This window comes from Amycolatopsis sp. PS_44_ISF1 (assembly GCF_032335455.1).
Taxonomy (GTDB): Bacteria; Actinomycetota; Actinomycetes; order Mycobacteriales; family Pseudonocardiaceae; genus Amycolatopsis.
Window position 1 is genome coordinate 1061132 of the sequence record NZ_JANUXO010000001.1, and the last position, 25254, is coordinate 1086385.

The window sequence follows — 25254 nt, forward strand, 5'->3', positions numbered from 1 at the left end:
CGGGGCTCAGCCCGGTTCGCTCCGAGGTGGTCGAACCACGCCGCGGGTGCTCTACCGAGACTCCAGCACCCGCGCGACGAACCGGTGCACCTTGTCCTCCAGCCGCTCGATCCGCTCCTCCAGGGTGAGCCACTCGTTCGGTTGCGGGATCTCGGGCTGGATCTCCCGTCGCACGTAACGGCTGCAGGCCAGGTTCGCGCAGATGTACGTGCCGAGCGTGTTGCCCTCGCGGCCGAGCTTGCCCGCGCGGCGGCCGGAGAAGAGCGAGATGTCGGAGACGCGGTGCGTGGTGGAGCAGAAGGCGCACATGTTGCTGCTCACCCGTGACCGCGCGGGGGGTGCGGCGCGCAGGGCCAGGCCAATGACCTCCCCCTCGTACGGCAGCACCAGGTAGGCGCGCGCCGGCGCCTTCGGGTCGCGCCAGCCCAGGAAGTCGCGATCGGCCCAGGGGACCTCGCCGGGGACCGTCACGGTCTTCGCTTCGCCACGCGAGCAGTTGACGAAGGAGGCGCGGATCTGGTCCACCTCGAGCGGTTGCATATCGTCACCGTAACCAGTGGTGACGACGCGGGCGACGCCTTTTCTCGCCGCTGAGCCGCCCAACCCATACGATCGGCGGCGTGCGGAGGAAGACGGCGGGCCGGTTCCGGCTGGTTCTGCGCACCAGTCTGGGCTTCGCCGCGCTCGGCCTCGGTTCCAGTGTCGCCGGTTCCGCCGTGGTGGCGTTGCTGCTGGTCCTGCAGGGCCTGCCGGGGGACGCCGGCGACCGCGGCTGGATCTTCGGGCTGACTGCGGCCGGGATCGTGGCCGCGAGCCTGGTCGCCGGCACCCTCTGGACCGCCTACCTGCAGCGTCGCACGGTGGTCTGGTTCACCCGCGGCCGCCCGCCGACCCGGGCCGAGGCGCAGCGGGCGCTGCGGCTCCCCGTGGACATGGCCGTGGTCAGCGGCACGCTGTGGCTGATCGGCACGATCGGGCTCGGTGCGCTGGCGGGCTGGATCGGCTCGTTCACCGACGCGGCCGGCATGGCGCTGACCATCGGGCTCGGCGGGCTCACCACCGTCGGGCTGACCTACCTGGCCGCGGAGTGGGTGGCGCGGCCGGTGATGACGATGGCGCTGGACGTCGCGCCGCCCCAGGGGTCACTCCCGGTGACCGTGCTGACCCGGCTGATCGTCACCTGGGCGCTGGCCAGCGGCGTGCCGCTGGTGGGCGTGCTGCTGGTCGCGACGCCGCCCGACCTCGGCCACGCGAACCCGACCGAAAGCCTGATCACGCTGTCGGTGATCGGCCTGACCACCGGCGCGATCGGCACGGCGCTGCTGGCCCGCGCCGTCGCCGCTCCCCTGCACCGGCTGCGCATCGCGCTGGACCGGATCGCCCGCGGCTCGGTCGAGGTGACGGTGGACGTGGACGATTCCAGCGAGATCGGCCTGCTGCAGACCTCGGTGAACGACCTGGCTTTCGGGCTGCGCGAGCAGGAGCGGATGCGGGACCTGTTCGGCCGGCACGTGGGCACGGACGTGGCGCGGCACGCGCTGGAGTACGGCGCCTCGCTGTCCGGCGACGTGCGCGAGGTGGCGGCGCTGTTCGTCGACGTCGTCGACTCCACCGTGCTGGCCCAGCGCACGCCGCCGCAGGAGCTGGTGGCGAAGCTGAACCGGTTCTTCGCCAGTGTGGTGTCCGCTGTGGACGCTCGCGGCGGGCTGGTCAACAAGTTCCAGGGCGACGCCGCGCTGTGCGTCTTCGGGGCGCCGACGCGGCTTTCCGACGCGCCCACCATGGCGCTCGCGGCCGCGCGCGCGATCCGCGACGCCGTGCTTTCCGACGGTGAGCTGGACCTGGGCATCGGGGTGGCCTACGGGCCGGTCTTCGCGGGGCAGCTGGGCGCTTCGAGCCGGTTGGAGTACACGGTGATCGGCGACGCGGTGAACGAGGCCGCGCGGCTGACCGAGCACGCGAAGTCCGTGCCGTCCCGGATCCTGGCCAGCGAGGCGACGGTCAGGGCGGCGCTGGGTGGGGAGCGGGCGCAGTGGTCCGTTCACCGCGAGCTGCTGCTGCGCGGCCGTGAACAGGCCACCGTCACCTGGGCGGACCGGGCAGCGACAGGAGCCGGATGAGCTGGGTGACCAGGCGGTCGAGGTAGTCGTCGGACACCGGTAGGTCGGTCACGGCCAGCCGCCAGTAGAGCGGTCCGGCGAGGAAGTCGAGGCCCAGTTCGACGTCCACCTCGGCGGGCACCTCACCGCGATCGATCGCGGCGCGCAGGATCTGCACGGCGTTGTCCCGCCGGGGCGCGCCGACACCGGCCACCAGCGCTCGTCCGAGCTCCGGGTCGCGGTGGGCCTCGGCCAGCAGGTCGGGCACGATCCGCGAGACCAGCGGGTGGGTCAGCGCGCGGACGGCGTCGCGGAGGTAGTGCTCCAGGTCCCCGCGCAGCGTCCCGGTGTCCGCGGGAGCGATCGCCGTGATCGCGACGCCGGACAGCAGCGCCACCGTCATGTCGCGTTTGGACGGCCAGCGCCGGTAGATGGCCGCCTTGCCGGCGCCGGCCCGCTTGGCCACCGCCTCCAGCGAGAGCCGCCCGTAGCCGACGGTGGCGAGCTCTTCGTAGAAAGCGGCGGCGAGCGACTCGGTCACGTCGTCGCGCAACTCCGAACCACCGCGGGTCTCAGCAGCCATACCGGCACTCTAACACTCGAACGGAACGCTTGCGTCTCGGTCGAACCTGTGCTCTTATCGAGCGAGACGGAACGTATCCGTCTCGTTCAATCGGAGGTCATCGTGAAGTTCCTGTTCGACGACGAATCGTTCTCGTTCGAAGCGCTGCGCGCCGCCGGTTTCGCCGCTTACGGCGGCGCCGACCTGGGCGAAGTGCTGGCCACCGGCGCCAAGATCGACGACGGCGACGAGGCCGCCTGGCACGCCTCCTGGAAGGCGACGGCCGAGCGCGTGGAGGACATCGGCCGCAAGGCGCTGGCCGCCGGGCACGAGGTGAGCGCCCGCGAGGCGCTGCTGCGCGCGTCGAACTACTACCGGACGGCCGAGTTCTACCTCCGTGAGCACCCGGCCACGGACCCGGAGGTCACCGAGCTCTCCCGCCGCTCCCACGACACCTTCGCGGAAGCGGCGGCGCTGCTCGACACCCCGGTCGAAGCGGTGGAGATCCCGTACGAGGGCACGACGTTGCCCGGCTACCTCTTCCTGGTCGACGGTTCCGGCACGCCGCGGCCCACCGTGGTCTACAACAGCGGCTACGACTCCACGCTGGAAGAGGCCTACTTCGCGCTGGCCGCGGCGGCGCTGCGTCGCGGCTACAACGTGCTGGCCTTCGACGGGCCCGGCCAGGGCGCGACGCTGCGGCGCCGGCAGCTCGTCTTCCGGCCGGACTGGGAGGCCGTGATCACGCCGGTGATCGACTACGCGGTGCGCCGCCCGGAGGTCGACGACCAGCGGATCTCCGTGTTCGGCTACAGCCTCGGCGGTTACCTGGTGGCCCGCGCGGCGGCGTTCGAACCCCGGATCGCGGCGCTGATCCTCGACGACGGCGTGCACGACTTCCACGCGGCCTTCGACCGCAGCCTGCCGCCGATGCTGACCGAGTGGATCAACGACGAGCGCGACGACGTGGCCGACGCGGTGATGGGCCTGATCGCGAGCCAGGTCACGCAGGTTCGCTGGGCGCTGAACAACGGCAAGTGGACCCTCGGCGTCGGCTCGGCCGCCGCACTGGTCCGCCGCAGCCGCGACTACACCCTCACCGGGATCGCCGACCGCATCACCGCGCCGACGCTGATCATGGACGCGGAGAACGACCAGTTCTTCCGGGGTCAGCCGCAGGAGGTCCAGGCCGCGCTGGTCAACGCGGACACCACGCTGGTCACCCTGACCGAGGCCGAGGGCGCCGGCGAGCACTGCCACATGGGGGCCATGGGCCGCTCGCACCAGGTGATGTTCGACTGGCTGGACGAGACCCTGGCTACCGCCTGAGCGCGAGTCACCGGGCCGGGCTAGAGGACGTCCGGCCAGGTCAGCAGGGTCGAACCCCAGGTCAGACCGGCCCCGAAGGCGGTCAGGACCACCCGGTGGCCCGGCCCCAGGGTGCCGTCGGCGGCGGCGTCCGCGAGGGCCAGCGGGATCGAGGCGGCGCTGGTGTTGCCGACCCGGTCGATGTTGGCCACGACCGCGTCGGCGGGCAGGCCGAGGTGCTTGGCGGTGGCCTGGAGGATGCGGATGTTGGCCTGGTGGCCGACGAACCGGTCGACGTCGCCGACCATCCAGCCGGCCTGTTCCAGCACCGCGCGGGAGGACTCGGCCATGCGGGCGCAGGCGTGCCGGAACACGGCCGTGCCCTGCATCCGGAGGTAGTGCTCACGCGGGTCTTCGGAGTGGCGGCGGCGCGCGCCGCCGGCCTCGACCCACAGCAGGTCGGCCAGCTCACCCTCGCTGTGCAGGTCGAACGGGCCGAGCGCACCGGGCTCGGCCGAGTCGCCGCCGCGCAGCACCACCGCTCCCGCCCCGTCGCCGAAGATCGGCACGGTGGTGCGGTCGTCCGGGTCGAGCAGGGAGGTGAAGACGTCGGCGCCGATCACCAGCACCCGCTTCGCGATGCCCCCGGCGATCAGCCCCTGGGCGGTGGCGAGGGCGTAGATGAAGCCGCTGCACACGGCGTTCACGTCGAACGCGGCGGCGGTGCCGAGGCCGAGCCGGGCGGCGACCTGGGGCGCGCTGGCCGGGCAGAGCTGGTCGGCGGTGGAGGTCGCGAGCACCACGGCGTCGGCCCCGCCCTCGGTACCGGCCAGCGCCCGGCGGCCCGCGGCCACGGCGAGATCCACTGTGGACTCACCCGGCGCGGCGATCCGGCGCTCCCGGATGCCGGTGCGGGTGCGGATCCACTCGTCGGAGGTGTCCAGCCGCTCGGCCAGCTCGTGGTTGTCCACCACCCGTTCGGGCAAGGCCGCACCCAGTCCCGTCAGCACGGCGGCGCGACCGGGCGGAAACCCTTGCAGACTCACGACGGAACCCTCCCAGCCGACGGTGGGGCGACGGCTGAGTCCACTTGTATGGGCTACCCCTGGGTAGACCGGTCAGTTGTGTTCCAGGTCACTGGAAAACCCCTTCCAGGTTCGCTCATTAGGAGGTATTGGCCACAGTCCGCACTGGTCCGCAGGCGGGCGCCGGTAAAGGCGAGGCGTTCGGTCGGTGTCCCCGGTTAGCCTGAGGCGTGCTCACTCCCGACCTGGACCGGCTGGACCTGGCCATCCTCGCCTGCCTGCAGGCCGACGCGCGCACGATCGCCGAGGTCATCGGCGCGAAGGTCGGCCTCTCCGCCGCCGCCGTCCAGCGCCGGATTAAGCGGCTGCGCGAGACCGGGGTGATCGAGAAGGAGGTCGCCGTGCTGTCGCCGCGGGCCCTCATGACGTTCCTGGTGATGGTCGAGATGGAGCGCGAGCACCTGACCGTGCTGGACGGCTTCCGCCGCCAGGTCCTGGGCGACGACCACGTCCAGCAGTGCTACTACGTGACCGGCCAGGCCGATTTCGCCCTGGTCGTGACCTGCTCCGACATGGGCGCGTTCGAGGCGTTCACCCGGCGGACGTTCTTCGACAACCCGAACGTCCGGCACTTCACCACGAGCGTGGTCATGGACCGGGTGAAGGTCGGGCTGACCCTGCCGCTGGGCTGAGCCCGTCTACTTCGGACGGTCTCCCGGTTGCGCGCGAGTCCCCCGCGGCTGCCCTGGCGGGGCAGACAATGTGACCCGAGGTCGTGAACCGGGTGCAAGGGGTGAGTGTCGCGTGTTACGCCTGACGGGGCGGATGCAACCGATCGCGTGAACGTCGGGGTTCTGGCGTCACGAGGGGATCGGCCGATCATCTCCCTGCCGACAGTTCGCCAGGCGCGAACCACCGGAGGAACACACCAGGAGCAGCCGTGCACACCGACGCCGTACACCAGACCCAGTTCGTGTTGCTGAACGAGAGCACCACGCCGGTGCTGTCCCGTCTGTCCTACCACGCCGACGAGCCCTTCGCGGTCACCGTGGCCTTCCGGACCGAGCGCGGCCGGTGGATCGAGTGGACGTTCGCACGTGACCTTCTCGTGACCGGGCTCGATGAGCCGTCCGGCCTCGGCGACGTGCGGGTCCGCCCGGACCTGTCCGAGGACGAGGCGATGCTGACCCTCGAGATCGAGTCGCCGGACGGGTACGCGTCGTTCGAGCTCGAGCGCGAGGACGTCCGGAACTTCCTCGACTCCTCCTACGAACTCGTCCCCCTCGGCGGCGAGAGCGAAAGCTTCGACGTCGACGCGCTGATCGAAGAGATCAGCAACGTGTGAGACCTGCCGATCCCGCGGCACTGGGGGTAGGGCGGGTCGAGTGCGCCGGAAGGCACTCGACCCGCCCTCCTCCGTTTCCCCGGCCACGGTCCACTTCGGAGGAGTACACAGTGGACGTCATCGCGGCCGGAGCACCCGGCGCCTGGCGGAGAAGGGCCACCGGCCGGCCGCGTCTGGCCCGCTTTGTCCTCTTCGACCGGGCCCTCCACGACGTTTTTCGCGGCCGTCCGCCGACCGCTGGCGCGGCGCCGGGCACCGGCGCCGCCCGCGCCCTACCTTGATCGGGTGACTTCAGCGAATCCGCGGGACGACCGGCCGGCCTGGCGCCGGACCACCGACGGCGAGACCCGGTGGCCGGCGGCCGCGGTGGTGGTGGCGACGCTCGCGTTGCAGCTCGCGTTGCCGCACGAGGTGGAGCTGTCGCCGTGGTGGCTGCTGCCTTCGCTGTCGCTGCTGCTGATCGTGGCGTTGCTGCTGATCAACCCCGGGCGGATGAGCCGGTTCAGCCACGTCGAACGGGTCGTCTCGCTCGCCGTCGTGGCGGTGGTGAGCTTCGCGAACGGCGGCTCGGCCGTGCGGCTGGTGCTGGGCATCGCGCACGGCTCGTTCGGCGGGCACGCGGTGCAGGTGCTGGTCAGCGGCGGCATCGTGTACTGGACGAACATCGTGGTGTTCTCCCTGTGGTACTGGGAGTTCGACCGCGGCGGCCCGGCCCGGCGCGCCGACGGCCAGGCCCAGTACGCCGATCTGCAGTTCCCTCAGATGGACAGCCCCGAGCTGACCCACGACGACTGGGAGCCGCGTTACCTGGACTACCTCTACCTGGCCTTCACCAACGCCACCGCGTTCAGCCCGACCGACGTGATGCCGCTCAGGATCTGGGCGAAGATGACCATGATGCTGCAGGCGGCGATCTCCCTGCTGGTCGCGGTGATGGTGGTGGCCTGGGCGGTCGGGGCGCTGCAGCACTGAACCCTCCCACCGAAAGAACCGGGGGCGCCCCCGCCGGGAAGGCGCCCCCGCCGGTGAACCGGTGGTCAGTGCTCGGTCATGGTGAAGCTCTGGCCGTCCGAGCCGATCCGGCTCGGGCTGTAGGTGCCGCTGCCGTTGTCGTCCGCGTCGATGCCCTGCGGGTTGGTCGAGGCGAGGCTCTTGCCGTCGAACTTCACGCCGCTGAACGAGATGCCGCCGTTGATCGAGGGGTAGGAGTCAGTGGGCGACTCGATGATGGCCTCGGCCGAGGCGTGCTTGGCGTTCAACGACTTGGTGGTCGTCTTCGACCAGCCCTTGGTGGTGTCGCTGATGTCCAGCTTGTAGGAGTTGCCCGAGCGCGTCACGGTCGCGGTGAAGTTGTCACCCGCGCTGACCGGCGCCGCCGAGGTCGAGTAGTACACCGGGGCGGCCGGGTACATCTCGTACCAGGCCTGGTAGACCGCGCGGCCGCTGGAGCAGTCGGTGGCGACCCCGGTCTGCTCCACAGTGGACGAACCGTCGCCGTCGATGCCCACCCACGGGGCGAACAGGTCGTTGCTCGAATTGCAGGTGACCGACGGCTCCTTCCAGCTGGCCGTGGCCGTGGTGAAGCTGCCGAAGCTGACGTAACCGCCCCAGTTGCCACCCGAATAGGCCTGTCCGTGGAAGTGCGCGCCGAACGTCGGCGCCGCGCTCGCCGGGCCGGCCGCGGCCGTGAGACCCGCCGCGGCGACGGCGGCCAGGGCCAGTGCCCGGACGGTCCGAGAGGAGAGGGAGTTCATGCGGGGTCCAATCTGATCACCGATGGGGACTCGGGGAGTTACCAGGTGGTGCGCACCGGTAACAGTGTTGGATTCGCCCGCGCCGAGAGGTAGCTACTTTCGAAGGGTCTTCACATTCCGGGAATCGGGCACCGGAATGTCCTGATTTTTCCCTTGTACACGCGGAAGTCCGCGGTGCCCGCCCCCATCCGGACGGCGGGCACCGCGAGCTCAGCGCGCCGGGCGGGCCAGCGCCGCTTCCACGAACTGCGTGGTGTAGGTCCGGGAAAGATCGATCCGGTCCTTCTTCGGCTTGACGTTGCTCGAAGACGAGCCCAGCACGTTCAGCACGTTGCGCGCGCCCGCCGGGTCCATCCGGCCGTCCTGGGTGAACATCGGCAGGCTGTCGTGGAGCGATTTGACGTACAGCGCCTTGTCCCCGCCCGCGAACGACTGCGGCATGACGTCCGCGACCTGCTCCGGCGTGTGCTCGGCCAGCCACCGCAGCGAATCCACGTACGCGTTGGCCAGCTTCTGCACGATGTCCGGGTACCGGTGCACGATCTCGCAGCTCATGTACAACGAGCTGGCCGGGTACAGCCCACCGAGCGCGGCCCGGGTGCCCGCCACCGTGCGCAGGTCGTAGAGGATCTTCGCCTGGCCGGTGTTGGTCAGCTGCGCGATGGTCGGGTCGGTGGTCATGCCGGCGTCGATCGAGCCCTGCTGCAACGCCGAGATGAACGTCTGCCCGGCCCCGACCTTGACCGGGGTGTAGTCCTTGCCGCTGAGCCCGCCGCGGGCGGCCAGCGCCTTGGTCAGGAAGTCCGTGGACGAGCCCAGCGAGGTCACGCCGAGGTTCTTGCCGCGGAAGTCCCGGCCCGAACGGATCTCCCCCGCCTTCGCGGTACCCACCATCTCGGCCTCGCCCGGCACGTTCGAGAACTGCACGACGCTGGTGATGCACTGCTCCTTGGCCTGCAGGTCGATGGTGTGGTCGTAGAAGCCGACCACCCCCTGCACCTCGCCGGCCAGCAGCGAGGTCTCGGCGTTGGCCCCCGAGGGCTGGTCGAACAGCTCGACGTCGAGCCCCTGCCGCTCGTACGCGCCGATCTGCTGGGCGAGCTGCCCGGGCAGGTAGATGACCTTCGACAGGCCGCCGACCATGATCTTGATGTGCGGTTTTCCGCCGCTGCCGAGGTCGATCTGGCGCGAGTCGCGGCAGGCCGCGACCCCGGCCAGCGTGACCACCAGCGCGGCGGCCAGCGTGATTGTCCTTTTGAGACGCATCTCAGATCCCCTGGCCGGACTGGGAGTTCATCTGCGGACGCCAGCGCAGCAGCCGCGACTCCGCGGTGCCGATGCCCCATTCGGCCGCGAGCGCGACCACGGTGATGATCAGCATCCCGGCGTACACCCCCGCGGTGTCGAAGGTGCCCTGGGCGTTGGAGATGAGGAAGCCCATGCCCGCCTTGGCCCCGGTGTACTCGCCGACCACCGCCCCGATCAGCGCGAAGCCGAACGCCACGTGCAGTGAGGACAGGATCCACGAGGTCGCGCTCGGCAGCACGATCGAGCGCAGCACGGCCCACCTCGACGCGCCGAGGATGCGCGCGTTGTCGATCAGGTTGCGGTCCACTTCGCGGGCGCCGGTGAAGGCGTTGAAGAACACCGCGAAGAACACCAGCACCACCACCGTCGCGACCTTCGACGACATGCCGAGGCCGAACCAGATCACGAACAGCGCGGCCAGCACGATGCGCGGGAGGGCGTTGGCCGCCTTGATGAACGGGGCCAGCACGTCGGCCAGGTACTGGCTGCGGCCGAGCACCACGCCCAGCACCACGCCCAGGATCGCGCCGAGCACGAACCCGATCACCGCCTCCTCGACGGTGACCAGGATCTGGTACCAGATGGAGCCGAAGTCGGTGCCCGTGCTGAACCACTCGACCAGCCGCTCCCAGATCTTGGAGGGCATCGAGTAGAAGAACGGGTCGATCCAGTACCGGCCGGCCAGCTCCCAGCTACCCAGCCAGACCACCACGATGGCCAGCCGCAGCAGCCAGATGTTGCGGCGGCGGGCGCGGGACTTGAGCTTCTGGCGGGCGATGATGCTCGCTTCGTCTTCGATCCGCGGGTTGGGGTTCGAGGGCGGGACGATCAGATCAAGCGACACCGGTCGCTCCCTTCCGGCGGGCCTTGTCGACCTCGCCGCGCAGCGATTCCCAGATGTCGGAGTAGATCTTGCGGAACTGCTCGGTCAGCCGCAGGTCCTCGACCTGGCGCGGGCGCTCCAGCGGGACCTCGAAGACGTCCTTGACCGTGGCCGGGCCGGTGGTCAGCACCACCACCTTGTCGGCCAGCGCGATGGCCTCGTCGAGGTCGTGGGTCACGAAGATGACGGCCGCGCCGGAACCGGACCACAGGCGCAGCAGCTCGTCCTGCATCAGCGCGCGGGTCTGCACGTCGAGCGCGGAGAACGGCTCGTCCATCAGCAGGATCTTCGGATCGGTGACCAGCGTCTGGGCCAGCGCGACGCGTTTGCGCATCCCGCCGGAGAGCTGGTGCGGGTAGTACTTCTCGAACCCGGCCAGCCCGACCCGGGCGATCCAGTCGGTGGCCTTGGCCCGGGCGTCCGCTTTGGACGCACCGCGGAAGCGCGGGCCGGAGGCGACGTTGTCGAGCACCGAGCGCCACGGCATCACGGCGTCGGTCTGGAACATGTAGCCGACGCCGTCCGGGATCGAGGTGACGTCCTCGCCGTTCACCCGGACCCGGCCCGCGGACGCCGGCTGCAGTCCGGAGACCAGCGACAACGTGGTCGACTTGCCGCAGCCGGTCGGTCCCACGACGGCGACGAACTCCCCCGGGTCCACCGTCATGGACAGCTCGCGGACCGCGGTGTGCACGGAGCCGGAACCGCTGGGGAACCTCTTGGTGGCTTCGATGAGTTCGATGAGGGGTGGGGCCATCGAGGTGACTCCTTCGTCACGGCGGGGAGGTGGGGCGCGTCACAGCTGTCTGGCAGGTTAAGAGCGGGTTCCACGCCCGGGAAGCTTGTCGACGTTCTGCGTGCGCTCTGCGCGTTCTCCACGTTTTGCTCGTTTAGCGCACGCCTCTGAGCTGGGGGTATGTTGCCTGGCATGCCAAAGTGGGCGCTCTTCCCGCGGATGCGGTTCACCCGCCAGGTCCTGCTGCTGCAGATCGGCGTGGTGGCGCTGGTGGTGGCGCTGGGCGTCCTGTTGTTCAGCTGGTTGCTGCGGGACACGCTGACCGAGCAGTACGGCGAACGGGCGCTGGCGATCGCGCGGTCGGTGGCGTCGGACCCGGTGGTGATCACCGGAGCCGCCGCCCGGCAGCAAGGCGGGGCGCTGGAAGCGCGCGTGCAGGCGGTGACCAGGACGAACGAAGCACTGTTCGTGGTGATCACCGACGACAACAGCATCCGGCTCGCGCATCCGACCCCGAGCGAGGTCGGCCGACGGGTCAGCACCCCCGCCGACGAGGCGCTCGCGGGCAATGACGTCATCAGCGCGGTGCAGAGGGGCACGCTGGGGCTTTCCGTGCGCAGCAAGACACCGATCCGCCAAGGCCCACGAGTCGTCGGCGAAGTCAGTGTCGGCTTCGAGATCAACGAGCTGACCGGGGACTTCTACCACCTCCTCGTGATCACCCTGGCCTTCGCGGGTGGCGCGCTGGTCCTGGGGGTCGGCGCGTCCGCCCTGCTCAACCGCCGGCTCCGGCGGGTCACGCACGGGCTCGAACCGCATGAGCTGACCGAACTGCTCTACGAGCGCGAGGCCGTGCTGCACGGCATCGGCGAGGGGGTGCTGGCGCTGGACGGGCAGCAGCGCGTGTCCGTGCGCAACGACGAGGCCGAGCGGCTGCTGGGCACCGAGCTGCCGGTCGGCGCCCCGATGGCCGGACTGGAGCTGTCGCCGCGGGTGCACAAGGCCGTGGCGGAGGGGGTGCCGGTGGACAACCTGCTGGCCGTGGCCGGAAACCGGGTGCTGGTGGTCAACTCGCGCGCCGTCGGCCGGGACGACCGGCCGCTCGGCACCGTGCTGACCTTCCGCGACCGCACCGACCTCGACACGCTCACCCGCGAGCTGGACGGCATCCGCTCCCTTTCGGACGGTCTTCGGGCGCAGCGGCACGAGTTCGCGAACCGGCTGCACACGCTGTCCGGGCTGTTGCAGCTCGGCCACCACGCCGAGGCCGAGGAGTACCTGCAGACCCTGACCGAGACCGGCTCGGCCCGGCCGCACCCGCTCGGCGACAGCGTCGCGGACCCGTACCTGCAGGCCCTGCTCGTGGCGAAGACCGAGCAGGCACAGGAAAAAGGGATGGAGCTGAAGCTGGCCGACGACTCCTGGGTGCCCACCGCGGTGACCGACCCGATCGCGGCGGGCACCGTGATCGGCAACCTGGTGGACAACGCCCTGCACGCGGCGCGGATGAGCCCGCGACGGCCGGCCTCGGTGGAGGTCGCGCTGCTGGCCGACGGCACGACCCTGCACGTGTCCGTTGTGGACAGTGGCTCCGGGGTGGCCGGACCGCTGCGGGACACGCTGTTCGACGAGGGGGTGTCGTCCAAGCTCGCACCCGGCCACGGGCTCGGGCTCGCCTTGGCGCGCCAGGCCGCCCGGGCCCGCGGTGGCGACGTGTGGCTGGCCGACCCCGGCGGCCCGTCGTCCGGGGCCCTGTTCGTCGCGAAACTGCCGGAGCTGCTCGTGGAGGCCGCCGAATGATCCGCACCCTCATCGTGGACGACGACTTCCGGGTGGCCGGCGTGCACGCGGCCTTCGTCGCGGAGGTGCCGGGCTTCGCGGTCGCGGGCACCGCCCACACCGCCGCCGAGGCCCGCGCCCGCGTCCGCGAGCTGGCCCCGGACCTGGTGCTGCTGGACGTCTACCTGCCGGACGAGCCCGGGCTGTCCGTGCTGCCGGAGCTGCAGACCGACACCATCGTCCTGTCCGCGGCCACCGACACCCGCTCGATCGGCGCCGCCATCCGCGCGGGTGCGCTGAACTACCTGATCAAGCCCTTCACCACCCGTCAGCTCTCCGAGCGGCTCACCTCGTACGCGCGGTACCGGGGTCTGCTGGACCACGACCGCCCGATGACGCAGGACGACGTCGACCGCGCGTACCGGGCGTTGCACGAGCAGGACCGGGCCGCCGCGCCGAAGGGCCAGTCCAGTGCCACTTCGCGGCTGGTGTCCGAGCAGCTGCGCGGCTCCCCGGTGCCGCTCTCGGCGGCCGAGATCGCCGGTGAGCTGGGCATGGCCCGGGCCACGGCGCAGCGTTACCTCACCGCCCTGGCCGAATCGGGCGCGGTCGAGATGCGGCTGCGCTACGGCGCCACCGGGCGCCCGGAGCACGAGTACCGCTGGGCCGGTTGAGCCGGCCCGGGACCGCGGCGGCGGCTCAGCGACCGCCGGCCACCCGGCTGACCAAGCCGGTCCACCGGTCCAGGTACCGCTGGACCACGTTCGGCGAGCTGGAGGGCGGAGCGGGCTTGGTGTCGGCGCGCCCGGTGTCGGCGCGCTCGGTGGCCGCGTCGTCCGAAGTGGACCGGTGGGTCGGCGGCGGCTTGACCGGGTTGTGCTTGACCGGCTTCGACGAGGTCGGGGCCGGGACGTAGACGGTCACCGGCGCGGCGGCCGGGTCCGCCTCCGGGGTGGTGACCGGAGCCGAGGGCGCGGGCTGGGGCGCCACCTGCGGGGCCACCACGGGGCGCTGGTCGGTCTGCGCCACGGCGTCGTCGGAGGAGCCGGCCACCAGGCTGCCGCCGAAGAGGCCCCCGGCCAGCCAGCCGAGGGCGACCAGGGCCAGCGCCGCACTGCCGCCGGCCCACGCGCGCCTGCGGCGGCGGATCACCACGGCTCGGGGCCGGGAATCGATCAGCGCTTCGCCGGCCAGCGCCGCGCCGGCCGCCCCGGCCGCGGCCCCGCCTGGTCCGGGCCGCAGCGCCACCCCGCCCGGCACCACCGGGATCGGCTGGGTGTCTTCGAGGTCGGGGTCCTCCGGACCGCGCCGCCCGCGAGGCAGGCTCGCCGCGATGATGCCGGTCCGGTCCAGCAGGTCCGTGGCGGCGGGGTCGGCGGGCGGAGTCGCACGGCGGTCAGCGGTGCGCAGCATCGGGGAACCTCCGGAGGGGACGGGCACGCGAATCGACGTCAGCATTGTGGGGCATTTCCGCGGCGGTTGTCAGAAACTCAACTCCATTGGGTGAGCCGTTGATTTCGTTGTGCAGCCGGTTCGCTGCTCCCGCCCGGCGAAACGGGGAGACCGCCGGTTCACTCCAGGCCGGCCCGCTTGCGGCCGAACCGGGCCAGGGTCGCGACGGGGCGCTGGTAGGCCGAGCCGAGCACCCGCGGCATCGCGTCGAACAGGTACGCGTCCGGTCCGATGAGGATCCGGGCCGAGCGCCGCTGCACCCCGCGCAGGATCGTCCGCGCGGCCCGCTCCGGCGTGGTCATGGCGATCTTGTCGAAGCCCGCCGCCGCGGACTCGCGGTCGCCGCCGGCCCCGCCGCGCGCGTTCCGCACGATGTCGGTCTTGATCCCGCCGGGGTGCACGCAGCTGACGCCCACCGGGTGCCGGGCCGCCAGCATCTCTTCACGCAACGCCTCGGTGAATCCGCGAACGGCGAACTTCGCCGCGTTGTACGCGCTCTGCGACGGCACGCCGATGAATCCGAACACGCTGGAGACGTTCACCAGGTGCCCGTCGCCGGAGGCGATCAGGTGCGGCAGGAACGCCTTCGTGCCGTTCACCACACCGCCGAGGTTGATGCCCATCAGCCAGTCGAAGTCCTCGAAGCTCATCTCTTCCACGGTGGCGCCGAGCGCGACCCCGGCGTTGTTGACCACCAGGTTCACCCGGCCGAACTCGGCGGCGACCTCCTCGGCGTGCGCGAGCACGGCCGCGCGGTCGGCGACGTCCAGTTCGTAGCCGCGGACCTCGGCGCCCAGCCCGTCGGCCGAGGCCACGGTCCCGGCCAGCCCATCGGTGTCCACATCGGACAGTGCCAGCCGGGCGCCGCGGCCGGCCAGGGCCAGCGCCAGCGCGCGGCCGAGGCCCGAGCCCGCCCCGGTGACCACCGCGACCCGGTGCGCGAAGTTCTTCATCGCCGCTCCCCCTCGGGTCCAGGAATTTGGATACTAGTGGGGTAACGATCGACTGGGAGGCCGGTAATGCGACGCGCGCGTGTGGTGGTCACGATCGGCACCGTGGTGGTGCTGAGCACGACCGGGACCGTCGTGGCCGGAGCCGGTCACCGACTCTCACCTGCGGATTCGACGCCGCGGCTGCGCTCGTCCGAGGCCGTCGGCGCGCTGTTCCTGGACGGCACGCACTACTGCACCGCCAGCGTGGTGCACAGCGGCCGGGGTGACGAGCTGCTCACCGCCGCGCACTGCCTGCACGACGGCGAGGGCGGGGACTACATCGCCGGTGTCACGTTCGCGCCGGGCTACCACGACGGCGTCGCGCCGCTCGGCTTCTGGGACGTCGCCGACGAGCTGGTGGCACCGGGCTGGTCCAGCGGGTCCGACCCGAACCTCGACGTCGGCTTCGCCACCGCCCACCAGGCCGGCTCGAAGCAGCCGATCGAGGCCGTCACCGGCGCGAACCGGCTCGGCACGGGCCGGCCGTTCGCCCAGCCCGTGCGCGTGACCGGCTACCCGGAGTCCGAGGAGGTCCCCGCGGTCTGCGCCACCGACTCGACCCGGCAGGACGAGCACCAGCTGCGCGTGGACTGCCCCGGCTTCGCCACCGGGACCAGCGGCGGGCCCTGGGTCGTGGACCGCGATCCGGCCACGAACCTGGGCACGGTGATCGGCGTGGTCGGCGGCTACGAGTACGGCGGCGACACCGACGACGTGTCCTACTCCAGCTACTTCGGGGACGACGTCGCCGAGCTCTACCGGCAAGCCACCTCACGGCCGTGAGCGCCGATGGCGGATGATCGGGGGATGAGCGAGCCCGTGCGCGACGTGCCCATCACCGGTGAGCCGATCCGGCTCGGCCAGTTCCTGAAGCTGGCCGGTCTCGCCGAGGACGGCTCCCACGCCAAGGACCTGCTCGACGCCGAGGAGGTCACGGTCAACGGCGAGCTGGAGACCCGCCGTGGCCGCCAGCTCTCCGACGGCGACGTGGTGGCGGTCGGCCCGGAACGGGGCCGGGTCACGCTGGTGGGTTGAGCCACCCGGTGCCGGCCGGGCGTCACTCGACGCTGGTCAGCGGGGGCAGTCCGAGCCGGGCCGCCAGCGAGTCCAGTTCACGGCGGACCGGGGCGCTGAGCGGGACGCCGAGCGCGCGGCACTGTTCGAGGTACTGGGCCTCGCGCCAGCCCGGGTAGCGGATGGGCGCGCCGCCCTCCCAGCCGAGCATGCTGCCGAACAGCGCGCTGGCCGTCCGGTAGAACCCGTCGGCGCTGCGCAGGGTGGTCGGGGCGATCGCCATGACCAGCAGTCCGGTGTCGTGGTCGTGGTCGGCGACCCCGGACAGCACGCCGGCCAGCACGTCCACGAGCAGGGCGAAGCCGGCGAACGCGGGGTTGCGGGCGGCGTCGGCGATGTCCACGTCGAGCACGAACTCCGGGTACGCGCCGGCGGGGGCGGCCATGCCGAGCGGGTGCGCGGGGTGCTCCTCCGCCCCGCCCGCGGCCATCACCAGCCCGATCATCCCGTGCGGCAGCGCCCGGGCGGCGTGGTGCCCGACCCGGCCGAACGGCCCGACCCCGCGCAGCGAAACCAGTCCGACGCCGAACCGCCCGGCCCGCCCGATCGCGCGGTCCATCGCGTCGCCCACCGCCCAGAGCCCCGGCGCGCGCCGGTAGTCGAGCAGTGCGGCGGCCCCCCGGTCGGCGATCATCAACGGCTCGGCGCGCGGGCGCACGTGGCCGCTTTCCACCGCCGGCAGGTGGACGCCGGTGAGCTCGCGGACGCCGGAATCGGAGGAGCCGGTGAGGTCGCCGTGGCACAGCGCCTCGGCGGCCATGCGGGCGCGGGGCTCGGGAAATTCGTGTGCCACCAGGACGAGCGCGACGAACTCGACCAGTTCGTCGGCCGGAACGCGCTGCCAGACCTGCTCGGGAATCGGGGTGTCGACGGGGACTTCGGCGGCGGCGGGCCGGGCTTGGCGCAACGATCGTGGTCGGAGGGGCACTTCAACGAGACTGCCCAAGCCGCCGCGGCGCCGTCAACGAGGTTGGCCCGACTGTGTGATGAGGCCTGAAGCGCTCCGCCGCGACGTACTCTGGGCCTCATGTGCCGAAACATCACCACGTTGCGCGGACTCGATCCCGCTGCGACCACGGAGGAGATCGAAGCGGCGGCGCGCCAGTACGTCCGCAAGGTGACCGGCGTGCAGTCCCTTTCGGACGCCACCCGCGCCCCGTTCGAGTCGGCGGTCGCCGAGATCGCCGAGATCACCACCCGGTTGCTGGCCGAACTCCCCGAGCGCCGCCAGCCCCCACCGACCGTCCCGCCCCTGCGCCGCCCCGAGGTCCGGGCCCGCATCGCCGAGAAGGCCCTCAAGACCCCCTGAGAACGAAACCACCGGACCGAGACGACCACCGCGGGGGTCCGGGGGCGGGCCTGGGGTTGCACCCCAGAACGGCGGCGAGCCGACGTGGTCCGCGCCCTTCGCGGACACACGTCGCCTTCGGCGAGCGGAAGCGGAGGGATTTGAACCCCCGGTAGGTTTCCCTACGGACGCTTTCAAGGCGTCTGCATTCGGCCGCTCTGCCACGCTTCCCTGTCGCTCAGCGTATCGCGCCCGGGGTCCGGGTCGTGCAGGTGTTCGAGGACGCGGGTGAAGACCTCGCCGACCACGGACTGCTCCTCGGGGGTCAGCAGGTCGATGAGGTGTTCACGGGCGCCGCGGACGTGGGTGGGGGCGGCCGCGGCCAGCAGGGCGTGACCGGCGTCGGTCAGCTGGGTCAGCACGCCGCGCTTGTCGTCCGGGTCCGGGGCGCGGCGGACCAGTCCGGCCGCTTCCAGTTTGCTGATCTGGTGGGAGAGGCGGCTCTTGGTGGAGCCGAGCTGGTCGGCCAGGTCCGACATCCGGGCCTGCCCGTCGGGCCGGATGCTGAGGCAGACGAACACCTCGTAGTCCGCGAGCGACACGGCGTGGCCCTCGGTCAGCTCGCGGTGCAGGCGCTGGCGCAACCGGAGCGTGGCGACGATGTAGGCCTGCCAAGCCTGCTGCTCGACGCCGTTCAGCCAGCGCACGCCCTGGTCGTCGGTCATGCACGAAGGGTAGAAGGCCGCGAAAAGGCCCGCTCGGCGCGGAGCCGGTGAAGGCGTTCGGCGGAAGAATCGCCCGAAGGGGGATCACGAAACGGTTGAGCCTGGGGCCGGCGAAGCGCATTCTGCTGGTAGCGGATGGGTAGATCGGGTGGCACGGCGAGCCGCCGGTGGTGCGCCGGACCCGGATCCCACCCGGGAGAGGCCAGGTGGTCGCGTGATCGGTGATTTCCGCGGTTGACCGCCCGCTGCGTCCCGCGCCCGGCTCGGCCTCGTTCCGGTCCGGTCGCGATGGTGAACAGCAGGCACGAGCCTCACCCGGTGCGCCCGGTTCTTCCCCGCGCACCCGACGTCGCCGGTGGCGTTGTCTCTCCTCGCGGCCTCGGTACCGCGAGGCAGCGCCCGACGCCCGGCCCGGCCGGTGGCCAACCGCCTGGTAGACGAACATTCTCGTGAGCACCCCGGGTGCGGCCCGCAGCGCCAAGGGCCGCACCCGGGCTTGTGCCGGGCTTTCCCGTTACGCTCCCCTGGTGCGATTCGACGACAACGCCGGGCTGGACACCTCCGAGGTCCAGGACATGCGGGGCAGTGGTGGTGGCGGCGGCGGGATCGGCGGCCGGGTGGCGGTCGGCGGTGGCGGGACCGGCCTGGTCGGCCTCGTCATCTACTTCCTGATGTCGCAGTTCGGCGGGGCGAGCCTCGGCCCGTCCGCCTCGAGCGGCCTGAGCCTGGGCGATCTCGGCTCCGGGCAGCAGGTGGACAGCACCACGCTGGCGCAGAAGTGCCACACCGGGGCCGACGCCAACCGGGACCACGACTGCGCGATCGTCGCCGTGGTCAACTCGGTCCAGGACTACTGGACGCAGGAGTTCGCCCGCTCGGGCCGGACCTACAAGAAGGCGCCCACCCGCTTCTTCAGCGGCGGCGTGCGCACCGGCTGCGGCAGCGCGACCTCGGACACCGGGCCGTTCTACTGCCCGGCCGATTCGGACGTCTACATCGACCTGTCCTTCTTCGACGAGCTGAAGTCCCGATTCGGCGCCCAGGGCGGCCTGTTCACCGAGTCCTACGTGCTCGCGCACGAATACGGCCACCACGTGCAGAACCTGAACGGCACTTCCCGGCAGGGCACGGGCACCGGCCCGAAGTCCGGCTCCGTGCGGCTGGAGCTGCAGGCCGACTGCTACGCCGGGGTCTGGGCCAACCACGCCTCGACCACCCCGACCGACAGCGGGAAACCGCTGGTCCAGGACATCACCAAGGACGACATCGCCCGGGCCCTGGACACCGCCTCGCGGATCGGCGACGACTACATCCAGACCAGGCTCGGCAGCGGGCAGGCCGATCCGTCCAGCTTCACCCACGGCACCTCGGCCCAGCGCGAGAAGTGGTTCACCACGGGGTTCCAGACCGGTCAGCCCGCCCGCTGCGACACCTTCGGCACCGACAACCTGGGCTGAAGCACGAAGGCCCGCCTCACGCCGGTGACAGCCGGCTTCCGGTGCGGCCCGTGGTTCGGGGGATACAGTCGGCCCCATGTACGCGATCACGATCCGTGAGCCCGGCGCACCCGACGTACTCGAGTGGACCGAGGTGCCCGACCCCCAGGCCGGACCCGGGGAAGTCCTCATCGACGTCGCCGCGAGCGCGGTCAACCGCGCCGACCAGCTCCAGCGGCAGGGCAACTACCCGCCGCCGCCCGGGGCGAGCGAGATCCTCGGCCTCGAGTGCTCCGGCGTGATCGCCGGGCTGGGCGAGGGCGTCGAAGGCTGGAACGTCGGCGACGAGGTCTGCGCGCTGCTCGCGGGCGGCGGTTACGGCGAGAGGGTCGCCGTCCCGGCCGGCCAGGTCCTCCCGGTCCCGGCCGAGGTCGAAACCCTCGCCGCCGCCGCGCTGCCCGAGGTCGCCTGCACCGTGTGGGCGAACGTGGTGATGCACGGCGGCCTGCGCGAGGGCCAGGTGCTGCTGGTGCACGGCGGGGCGGGCGGTATCGGCACGCACGCGATCCAGGTCGGCAAGGCGCTGGGCGCCACCGTCGCGGTCACCGCGGGCTCGGCCGAGCGGCTGGAGAGCTGCCGCCAGCTCGGCGCCGACATCACCGTCAACTACAAGGAGCAGGACTTCGCCGAGGTGCTGGCGAAGGAGACCGGCGGCGCCGACGTCATCCTGGACAACATGGGCGCCAAGTACCTCGGGCGCAACGTCGACACCCTGACCGCGGACGGCCGGCTGATCGTGATCGGCCTGCAGGGCGGGGTCAAGGGCGAGCTGGACCTCGGCCGGCTGATGGGCAAGCGCGCCAGCGTGTTCGGCGCCGGCCTGCGGGCGCGGCCGCTGGACCAGAAGGCCGCGATCGTCGCCGACGTGCGCGAGCGGCTGTGGCCGCTGGTGGAACAGGGCTCGGTGAAGCCGATCGTCGGCCAGGTCGTGCCGATGGCCGAGGCCGCGTCCGCGCACCGGATGCTCGAAGAGGGCACCGTGTTCGGGAAAGTGCTGCTGACGGCCAAGTCCTGAACCACTCGGGGGGTTCGGGACGAGTGGAGCCCGTCCCGATCCCCGTGAGTCAGCGGAGCTCTTCGAGCACCCGCACCAGCTGGTTGACCTCGAAGACGTTCGAGTAGTGCGCCAGCCCGATGCGCACGGCCCCGCCCACCTCGCCGACCCCCAGTGACGCGAAGACTCCGCTGGACCCGTCGTCGGCGAAGGCGCACAGGCCCTGCGAAGCGAGGTACTCCGCGACCTCCGGCGACTTCTTGCCGGCGACGGCGAAGGCGAGCGCGGGGATGCGGCGCATGGCGTCGCCGATCACCATGATGTGGCGCAGCGAACGCAGTTCCGTGGACAGCTGGGCCAGCAGCCCGGCGTGGTAGGACTTGGCCGAGCCCAGCGAGGTGACCAGCCGCTCGCGGCGGGAGCCGGCGGCCGCGTCGTCCAGGCCGGCCAGGTAGTCGATCGACGCGACCAGGCCCGCGAGCAACGGGTGCGCGTGCGGCCCCAGCTCCAGCCGGGCCGGTCCGCGCGCGCCCGGGTCGAGCGAGACCGAGGCGATCCGTTCGAGCAGCTCCGGATCGCGGAACACCAGCGCGCCCACCGAAGGCCCGCCCCAGGACTGCGCGGAGACGACCATCACGTCCGCGCCCAGCTCGGCCAGGTCCAGCGGCACGAACGGCGCCGCGTAGGTCGCGTCCACCACCACGAGCGCGCCGACCCGCTTGGCGAACTCGATCACCGTCGGCACGTCCGGCCGGGTCCCGACCGACCCCGACGCCAGCGTCACGGCGACGGCCTTGGTCCGCGCGGACACCAGGTTCTCGTACTGCCAGGCGGGCAGCTCGCAGGTCTCGATGTCGATTTCGCCCCAGCGCACCACGGCGCCCACGCGCTTCGCGGCGCGCTGCCACGGCGCCAGGTTCGCCTGCTCGTCGAGACGGGACACGACCACCTCGTCGCCGATGGTCCAGCGCTCGGCCAGCGCGTCGACGAGCCGGCGCAGCATGACCGGCGCGCTCGGCCCGAGCACGACGGCGGCCGGGTCCGCCCCGACCAGATCGGCCACGGCCCGCCGGGCCGCGGTGACGATGCTCTCCGCGCGCTGTGAGGCCGGAAACGCTCCGCCCGGCCCGGACACCGGGGCCCGCATCGCCGTGGACACGGCCGAGGCGACCTGCTCCGGGACCAGCATTCCGGCGGCGCCGTCGAAGTGAATCCAGCCGTCACCCAGCGCGGGGAACAATCCACGGATGCGAGCGACGTCAAACGCCATGTGGACACCGTACGGACGTGCGGTTTCGCGGTTCGCTCGGGGTTGGGTGGGAACCGGCCGCCGAGCCCGGCAACCGCTACGCTCGGTCGTGCACCACGAGCCAGCTATCGGGGATGGAACACATGAGCGAGCCGAACCACCGGGAATCGGGCCCAGCCGGTCACGCGGGAGCCGAGCCTTCACCCCAGGTGATGGTCGTCGGACCGGACGGTGTCCCGGTCGGGGGCGCCTCGCTGCCGATCGAGGGCGAAGAGGTCGAGGGCATGGGTGAGCTGGTCGAAGAGCCGGCCAAGGTGATGCGCATCGGCACCATGATCAAGCAGCTGCTGGAAGAGGTCCGCGCCGCGCCGCTGGACGACGCGAGCCGCAACCGCGTGCGCGAGATCCACCAGACCTCCGTGCGCGAGCTGCAGCAAGCGCTGGCCCCGGAGCTGAAGGACGAGCTGGAACGCCTGGTCCACCCGTTCAACGAGGAGTCGACCCCGTCGGACGCCGAGCTGCGCATCGCGCAGGCCCAGCTGGTCGGCTGGCTGGAGGGACTGTTCCACGGCATCCAGACCGCGTTGTTCGCCCAGCAGATGGCCGCGCGGGTCCAGCTGGAGCAGATGCGCCGCGGACTGCCCGCCGGTTCCTCGCCGGCCGGGCCGGGGCGGCCGGGCGAAGGCCACGCGCCGGGGATCACCGGGACCGGCCAGTACCTCTGAGGTTCAGCGGGCGGCTCGCCGGGCGCCGAAGAACGCCCGCAGGTCACCGATCAGCAGGTCGGGTTGTTCCAGCGCCGGGAAGTGGCCGCCGCGGTCGAACTCGGACCAGTGCACGACGTTGTCCGCCCGCTCGGCGAGGTGGCGCAGCGGCAGCCCGATGTCGTCGGGGAACACGGCGACGCCGGTGGGCACCGGGTTGGGCGGCACCGGTGCGCCCCAGGCCCCTTCGAGGTCGGCGTAGATCCGGGCGGAGGAGCCGGCCGTGCCGGTGAACCAGTAGATCGAAACGTCGGCCAGCAGGTCGTCCCGGTCGATCACGTCGTGGTCGGTGTTCGAGAACGAGCGGAACTTCTCCGCGATCCAGGCCAGCTGGCCCGCGGGTGAGTCGGTCAGTCCGTAGGCGAGCGTCTGCGGCTTGGTGGACTGGATCATCGCGTACCCGGTGCCGGTGCGCTGGAACGCGCGCGACTTGCTCAGCGAACGCTCCGCCCGGGCCAGCTCGCCGCCGGTGAGACCGGCCAAGTCGGCTTCACCGCGCGCGACGGCGGTGGGCAGCATCGTCACGTGCGCGCCGATCACCCGCTCCGGGAACTGGACGGCGAGCTCCCGGGAGATCAGAGCGCCCCAGTCGCCGCCGTGGGTGCCGAAGCGGTGGTAGCCCAGGCGGGTCATCAGCTCCGCCCAGGCCCGCGCGCCGCGCGACGGTCCCCTGCCCCGATCCCGGGTCGGCCCCGAGAACGCGAACCCGGGAATCGACGGCGCCACGACGTGGAACGCGTCCGCGGGCTCGCCGCCGTACGCGCGGGGATCCGTGAGCGGCCCGATCACGTCCAGGAATTCGACGATCGACCCCGGCCACCCGTGGGTCAGCAGCAGCGGCGTGGCCCCGGGTTCGGGCGAGCGGACGTGCAGGAAGTGGACGTTCGCCCCGTCGATGGTGGTGGTGGACTGCGGGAAGGCGTTGATCCGCTCCTCCTGCGCGCGCCAGTCGAAGCCCAGCCGCCAGTACTCGGCCAGCTCCCGCACCGCGTCGACGGGGATGCCCAGCTCCCAGCCCGGATCGTCGAGCTGGTCGGGCCAGCGCGTGTCCGCCAGCCGCCGCCAGAGGTCTTCGAGATCGGACTGCGGAACGGCCACGCGGAACGGGTCGAGGTGGTGATTCATGACCCCGACGTTAGGGCGGATGGAGGACAGCTCCGGTCCTCCATCGGACGTTCACCCGCGCCACTTCGACCGTCGCCGCCGCTCCTAGGACTGGGCGGCCGGGGGCAGTGGCTGGGGTGGCTCCGGCGGCTTGCGGACCACCGGTGCGTACACCTGGTCCGCCACTTCCCGCTTCGCGTGCTTGAACCGGGCGAGCTGGTCCGGGTGGTAGCCACCGGCGGTGGGGCGTTCCGGCACCTCCGACAGGTTCTCCAGCAGGGTCCAGTTCGAGCCCAGTGCGGCCAGGGACCGGTGCTTCGTCGCGTAGTAGTCCGGGTGGATCGAGATCGCGACGCCGGACGCGCCCGCCGCCGCGGCCAGCAGGTGCGGGTGGAAGCGGGTGGAGATCCAGGTCTGGTGCGCGGCCGCGGGCAGACCGTGGGTCCAAAGGTGCGAGAACGGGTAGAAGCGCGCGCCCGGCAGCTCCCGCTCGAAGAGGGCGAAGACCTCCCGGTCGACCCCGGGAATGCCCTCGATGATGCCGATGTCCCGTGGCGGCACCTTCCAGGCCCGCAGCATCGAAAGGACCGCACCGGCCAGCTTCCCGATCCCGACTTCGACCAGGTCCGACTGGAGGCACAGCATGACCTCGGGCAGCTCGTCGGCGGACTCGTAACGCTCCGGGCCGATGTCCAGGAAGGCGTCGTCCACACCGGTCCGCACGCCCAGCAGTTCGGCCGACGCGTCGTCGCGGACGTCGACCACCTCGAAGTGGTCGGCCAGGGCCCGCACCAGCGGGGCGACGTCTTCGCCGGACGGGCTCAGGCCCTGCCCGGTCATCGCGGCCCGTCCGCCCGACCGTTCGACGGCGGCGGCAACGCCCGCGAGCAGACCGACCTGCTTGGGCCACAGCTCGTTGATGTAGCCCCCGCCGACCACGTGGATCACGTCGGCCCGGGACAGCAGCTCGACGCCGCAGTGCAGCCTCGGCACCAGGCCCGGGTGGTGCGCGGCCTCGCGCACCCACGCGGCGGCCGGCCAAGCGCCTTCCCCGGGTGCCTCCTCGCACAGCCGCCACAAGGTGTCGGTGAACTTCGCCCGCGGATGGATCCCGTCGAGCAGGACGGCCGCCGGGCCGGGCGAAGGGGTGTCCACCCAGACCTCGGCCTCCGGCGCCGTTTCGGCGAGGTACCGCAGCCATCCCGCCGCGATGAGCTCATCGCCGTAGTTCGGGTAACCGGCGAGGGCGACCAGGTAGTAGCACGGGCGCGGACCGGCCGAGACGGGTGCGTTCCCGGTCTCGTCCTCCATGGCCGA

The 25254-nt window shown here is 71.8% G+C and carries 27 protein-coding genes and 1 tRNA gene; 13 read left to right on the top strand and 15 right to left on the bottom strand.

Translation table 11 applies throughout. The features are described from left to right. Window positions 1-51 precede the first annotated feature (51 nt). Complete coding sequence (locus tag NYF13_RS04725) at window positions 52-540, bottom strand: FBP domain-containing protein (protein ID WP_315654391.1); 489 nt, start codon at window positions 538-540, stop codon at window positions 52-54. An 80-nt stretch (window positions 541-620) separates the two neighbouring features. Between NYF13_RS04725 and NYF13_RS04730 the strand changes: the two genes are divergently transcribed. Further along, a complete protein-coding gene (locus NYF13_RS04730; protein WP_315654392.1) occupies window positions 621-2120 on the top strand; it encodes an adenylate/guanylate cyclase domain-containing protein in 1500 nt (499 codons plus the stop codon). On the opposite strand, the gene NYF13_RS04735 is transcribed toward NYF13_RS04730, so the two are convergent. After that, complete coding sequence (locus NYF13_RS04735) at window positions 2083-2682, bottom strand: TetR-like C-terminal domain-containing protein (RefSeq protein WP_315654393.1); 600 nt, start codon at window positions 2680-2682, stop codon at window positions 2083-2085. The two genes, NYF13_RS04730 and NYF13_RS04735, sit on opposite strands and share 38 nt — an antisense overlap. A gap of 102 nt (window positions 2683-2784) precedes the next feature. Here NYF13_RS04735 and NYF13_RS04740 point away from each other — a divergent pair, with 102 nt between their 5' ends. Beyond that, on the top strand, window positions 2785-3990 hold the full coding sequence (locus tag NYF13_RS04740) for an alpha/beta fold hydrolase (protein WP_315654394.1): 1206 nt from the start codon (window positions 2785-2787) through the stop codon (window positions 3988-3990). A gap of 20 nt (window positions 3991-4010) precedes the next feature. Here the strand turns inward: NYF13_RS04740 and NYF13_RS04745 are convergent, their stop codons facing one another. Next, entirely contained in the window at window positions 4011-5015 is a 1005-nt protein-coding gene (locus tag NYF13_RS04745; RefSeq protein ID WP_315654396.1) for a beta-ketoacyl-ACP synthase III, read from the bottom strand. A 209-nt stretch (window positions 5016-5224) separates the two neighbouring features. Between NYF13_RS04745 and NYF13_RS04750 the strand changes: the two genes are divergently transcribed. The 3 genes from NYF13_RS04750 (at window position 5225) to NYF13_RS04760 (ending at window position 7311) form a co-directional block, all read left to right on the top strand. Then, window positions 5225-5686: an Lrp/AsnC family transcriptional regulator gene (locus NYF13_RS04750; protein ID WP_315654398.1), complete on the top strand. Its 462-nt coding sequence runs from the start codon at window positions 5225-5227 to the stop codon at window positions 5684-5686. Between the two features lie 248 nt (window positions 5687-5934). After that, entirely contained in the window at window positions 5935-6339 is a 405-nt protein-coding gene (locus NYF13_RS04755; protein WP_315654399.1) for an SsgA family sporulation/cell division regulator, read from the top strand. 366 nt (window positions 6340-6705) lie between these two features. Further along, window positions 6706-7311: a hypothetical protein gene (locus tag NYF13_RS04760; protein WP_315657197.1), complete on the top strand. Its 606-nt coding sequence runs from the start codon at window positions 6706-6708 to the stop codon at window positions 7309-7311. A 65-nt stretch (window positions 7312-7376) separates the two neighbouring features. Here the strand turns inward: NYF13_RS04760 and NYF13_RS04765 are convergent, their stop codons facing one another. From NYF13_RS04765 to NYF13_RS04780, 4 genes are all read right to left on the bottom strand, one after another. Beyond that, window positions 7377-8093 carry a G1 family glutamic endopeptidase gene (locus tag NYF13_RS04765; protein WP_315654401.1) on the bottom strand — a complete coding sequence of 239 codons (717 nt, stop codon included), beginning with the start codon at window positions 8091-8093 and terminating at the stop codon, window positions 7377-7379. A gap of 210 nt (window positions 8094-8303) precedes the next feature. Further along, window positions 8304-9359 carry an ABC transporter substrate-binding protein gene (locus tag NYF13_RS04770; protein ID WP_315654403.1) on the bottom strand — a complete coding sequence of 352 codons (1056 nt, stop codon included), beginning with the start codon at window positions 9357-9359 and terminating at the stop codon, window positions 8304-8306. A 1-nt stretch (window position 9360) separates the two neighbouring features. Then, window positions 9361-10182 carry an ABC transporter permease gene (locus NYF13_RS04775; protein ID WP_396287230.1) on the bottom strand — a complete coding sequence of 274 codons (822 nt, stop codon included), beginning with the start codon at window positions 10180-10182 and terminating at the stop codon, window positions 9361-9363. A gap of 52 nt (window positions 10183-10234) precedes the next feature. Next, window positions 10235-11041, bottom strand: a complete 807-nt coding sequence (locus NYF13_RS04780) for an ABC transporter ATP-binding protein (protein WP_315654407.1) — start codon at window positions 11039-11041, stop codon at window positions 10235-10237. A gap of 198 nt (window positions 11042-11239) precedes the next feature. On the opposite strand from NYF13_RS04780, the gene NYF13_RS04785 reads away from it, so the two are divergent. Further along, window positions 11240-12820 carry a sensor histidine kinase gene (locus NYF13_RS04785; protein WP_315657201.1) on the top strand — a complete coding sequence of 527 codons (1581 nt, stop codon included), beginning with the start codon at window positions 11240-11242 and terminating at the stop codon, window positions 12818-12820. Continuing rightward, a complete protein-coding gene (locus tag NYF13_RS04790; RefSeq protein WP_315654408.1) occupies window positions 12817-13473 on the top strand; it encodes a response regulator in 657 nt (218 codons plus the stop codon). Before NYF13_RS04785 ends, NYF13_RS04790 begins: the two co-directional genes overlap by 4 nt. Window positions 13474-13498: 25 nt before the next feature. Here NYF13_RS04790 and NYF13_RS04795 read toward each other — a convergent pair whose 3' ends face one another. After that, a complete protein-coding gene (locus tag NYF13_RS04795) occupies window positions 13499-14212 on the bottom strand; it encodes a hypothetical protein (protein WP_315654409.1) in 714 nt (237 codons plus the stop codon). Window positions 14213-14370: 158 nt separating this feature from the next. Then, window positions 14371-15204: an SDR family NAD(P)-dependent oxidoreductase gene (locus tag NYF13_RS04800; protein ID WP_315654410.1), complete on the bottom strand. Its 834-nt coding sequence runs from the start codon at window positions 15202-15204 to the stop codon at window positions 14371-14373. A 66-nt stretch (window positions 15205-15270) separates the two neighbouring features. On the opposite strand from NYF13_RS04800, the gene NYF13_RS04805 reads away from it, so the two are divergent. Next, entirely contained in the window at window positions 15271-16026 is a 756-nt protein-coding gene (locus NYF13_RS04805; RefSeq protein WP_315654412.1) for a serine protease, read from the top strand. 24 nt (window positions 16027-16050) lie between these two features. Then, window positions 16051-16278, top strand: a complete 228-nt coding sequence (locus NYF13_RS04810) for an RNA-binding S4 domain-containing protein (protein ID WP_315654413.1) — start codon at window positions 16051-16053, stop codon at window positions 16276-16278. 22 nt (window positions 16279-16300) lie between these two features. Here the strand turns inward: NYF13_RS04810 and NYF13_RS04815 are convergent, their stop codons facing one another. After that, entirely contained in the window at window positions 16301-17245 is a 945-nt protein-coding gene (locus tag NYF13_RS04815) for an Ldh family oxidoreductase (RefSeq protein WP_315654414.1), read from the bottom strand. Window positions 17246-17344: 99 nt separating this feature from the next. Here NYF13_RS04815 and NYF13_RS04820 point away from each other — a divergent pair, with 99 nt between their 5' ends. Continuing rightward, window positions 17345-17626, top strand: coding sequence for a DUF2277 domain-containing protein (locus tag NYF13_RS04820; RefSeq protein ID WP_315654415.1), 282 nt, complete (start codon window positions 17345-17347; stop codon window positions 17624-17626). 125 nt (window positions 17627-17751) lie between these two features. Here NYF13_RS04820 and NYF13_RS04825 read toward each other — a convergent pair. Beyond that, a tRNA-Ser gene (locus NYF13_RS04825) sits at window positions 17752-17836 on the bottom strand. Next, window positions 17800-18330, bottom strand: a complete 531-nt coding sequence (locus tag NYF13_RS04830; protein WP_315654416.1) for a MarR family transcriptional regulator — start codon at window positions 18328-18330, stop codon at window positions 17800-17802. The genes NYF13_RS04825 and NYF13_RS04830 overlap by 37 nt, the downstream gene beginning before the upstream one ends. A gap of 527 nt (window positions 18331-18857) precedes the next feature. Here NYF13_RS04830 and NYF13_RS04835 point away from each other — a divergent pair. Continuing rightward, on the top strand, window positions 18858-19787 hold the full coding sequence (locus NYF13_RS04835; protein ID WP_315654417.1) for a neutral zinc metallopeptidase: 930 nt from the start codon (window positions 18858-18860) through the stop codon (window positions 19785-19787). A gap of 76 nt (window positions 19788-19863) precedes the next feature. Continuing rightward, window positions 19864-20841, top strand: coding sequence for an NAD(P)H-quinone oxidoreductase (locus tag NYF13_RS04840; protein WP_315654418.1), 978 nt, complete (start codon window positions 19864-19866; stop codon window positions 20839-20841). A gap of 49 nt (window positions 20842-20890) precedes the next feature. Here the strand turns inward: NYF13_RS04840 and NYF13_RS04845 are convergent, their stop codons facing one another. Then, window positions 20891-22090: a cysteine desulfurase-like protein gene (locus NYF13_RS04845; RefSeq protein WP_315654420.1), complete on the bottom strand. Its 1200-nt coding sequence runs from the start codon at window positions 22088-22090 to the stop codon at window positions 20891-20893. Window positions 22091-22203: 113 nt separating this feature from the next. On the opposite strand from NYF13_RS04845, the gene NYF13_RS04850 reads away from it, so the two are divergent. Continuing rightward, on the top strand, window positions 22204-22794 hold the full coding sequence (locus NYF13_RS04850) for a bacterial proteasome activator family protein (protein WP_315654422.1): 591 nt from the start codon (window positions 22204-22206) through the stop codon (window positions 22792-22794). Window positions 22795-22797: 3 nt separating this feature from the next. On the opposite strand, the gene NYF13_RS04855 is transcribed toward NYF13_RS04850, so the two are convergent. Next, window positions 22798-23958, bottom strand: coding sequence for an epoxide hydrolase (locus NYF13_RS04855; RefSeq protein ID WP_315654423.1), 1161 nt, complete (start codon window positions 23956-23958; stop codon window positions 22798-22800). An 84-nt stretch (window positions 23959-24042) separates the two neighbouring features. Further along, window positions 24043-25248: a polysaccharide pyruvyl transferase family protein gene (locus NYF13_RS04860; protein WP_396287232.1), complete on the bottom strand. Its 1206-nt coding sequence runs from the start codon at window positions 25246-25248 to the stop codon at window positions 24043-24045. Window positions 25249-25254: the final 6 nt, after the last annotated feature.

What these genes read in the sequence shown, in the direction of transcription:
- NYF13_RS04860 (WP_396287232.1), bottom strand. Translation starts at nt 25,248, where the DNA reads ATGGAGGACGAGACCGGGAACGCACCCGTCTCGGCCGGTCCGCGCCCG.
- NYF13_RS04830 (WP_315654416.1), bottom strand. Translation starts at nt 18,330, where the DNA reads ATGACCGACGACCAGGGCGTGCGCTGGCTGAACGGCGTCGAGCAGCAG.
- NYF13_RS04790 (WP_315654408.1), top strand. Translation starts at nt 12,817, where the DNA reads ATGATCCGCACCCTCATCGTGGACGACGACTTCCGGGTGGCCGGCGTG.
- NYF13_RS04855 (WP_315654423.1), bottom strand. Translation starts at nt 23,958, where the DNA reads ATGAATCACCACCTCGACCCGTTCCGCGTGGCCGTTCCGCAGTCCGAT.
- NYF13_RS04810 (WP_315654413.1), top strand. Translation starts at nt 16,051, where the DNA reads ATGAGCGAGCCCGTGCGCGACGTGCCCATCACCGGTGAGCCGATCCGG.
- NYF13_RS04765 (WP_315654401.1), bottom strand. Translation starts at nt 8,093, where the DNA reads ATGAACTCCCTCTCCTCTCGGACCGTCCGGGCACTGGCCCTGGCCGCC.
- NYF13_RS04780 (WP_315654407.1), bottom strand. Translation starts at nt 11,041, where the DNA reads ATGGCCCCACCCCTCATCGAACTCATCGAAGCCACCAAGAGGTTCCCC.
- NYF13_RS04735 (WP_315654393.1), bottom strand. Translation starts at nt 2,682, where the DNA reads ATGGCTGCTGAGACCCGCGGTGGTTCGGAGTTGCGCGACGACGTGACC.
- NYF13_RS04770 (WP_315654403.1), bottom strand. Translation starts at nt 9,359, where the DNA reads ATGCGTCTCAAAAGGACAATCACGCTGGCCGCCGCGCTGGTGGTCACG.
- NYF13_RS04725 (WP_315654391.1), bottom strand. Translation starts at nt 540, where the DNA reads ATGCAACCGCTCGAGGTGGACCAGATCCGCGCCTCCTTCGTCAACTGC.
- NYF13_RS04805 (WP_315654412.1), top strand. Translation starts at nt 15,271, where the DNA reads ATGCGACGCGCGCGTGTGGTGGTCACGATCGGCACCGTGGTGGTGCTG.
- NYF13_RS04845 (WP_315654420.1), bottom strand. Translation starts at nt 22,090, where the DNA reads ATGGCGTTTGACGTCGCTCGCATCCGTGGATTGTTCCCCGCGCTGGGT.
- NYF13_RS04820 (WP_315654415.1), top strand. Translation starts at nt 17,345, where the DNA reads ATGTGCCGAAACATCACCACGTTGCGCGGACTCGATCCCGCTGCGACC.
- NYF13_RS04800 (WP_315654410.1), bottom strand. Translation starts at nt 15,204, where the DNA reads ATGAAGAACTTCGCGCACCGGGTCGCGGTGGTCACCGGGGCGGGCTCG.
- NYF13_RS04850 (WP_315654422.1), top strand. Translation starts at nt 22,204, where the DNA reads ATGGAACACATGAGCGAGCCGAACCACCGGGAATCGGGCCCAGCCGGT.
- NYF13_RS04785 (WP_315657201.1), top strand. Translation starts at nt 11,240, where the DNA reads ATGCGGTTCACCCGCCAGGTCCTGCTGCTGCAGATCGGCGTGGTGGCG.
- NYF13_RS04840 (WP_315654418.1), top strand. Translation starts at nt 19,864, where the DNA reads ATGTACGCGATCACGATCCGTGAGCCCGGCGCACCCGACGTACTCGAG.
- NYF13_RS04795 (WP_315654409.1), bottom strand. Translation starts at nt 14,212, where the DNA reads ATGCTGCGCACCGCTGACCGCCGTGCGACTCCGCCCGCCGACCCCGCC.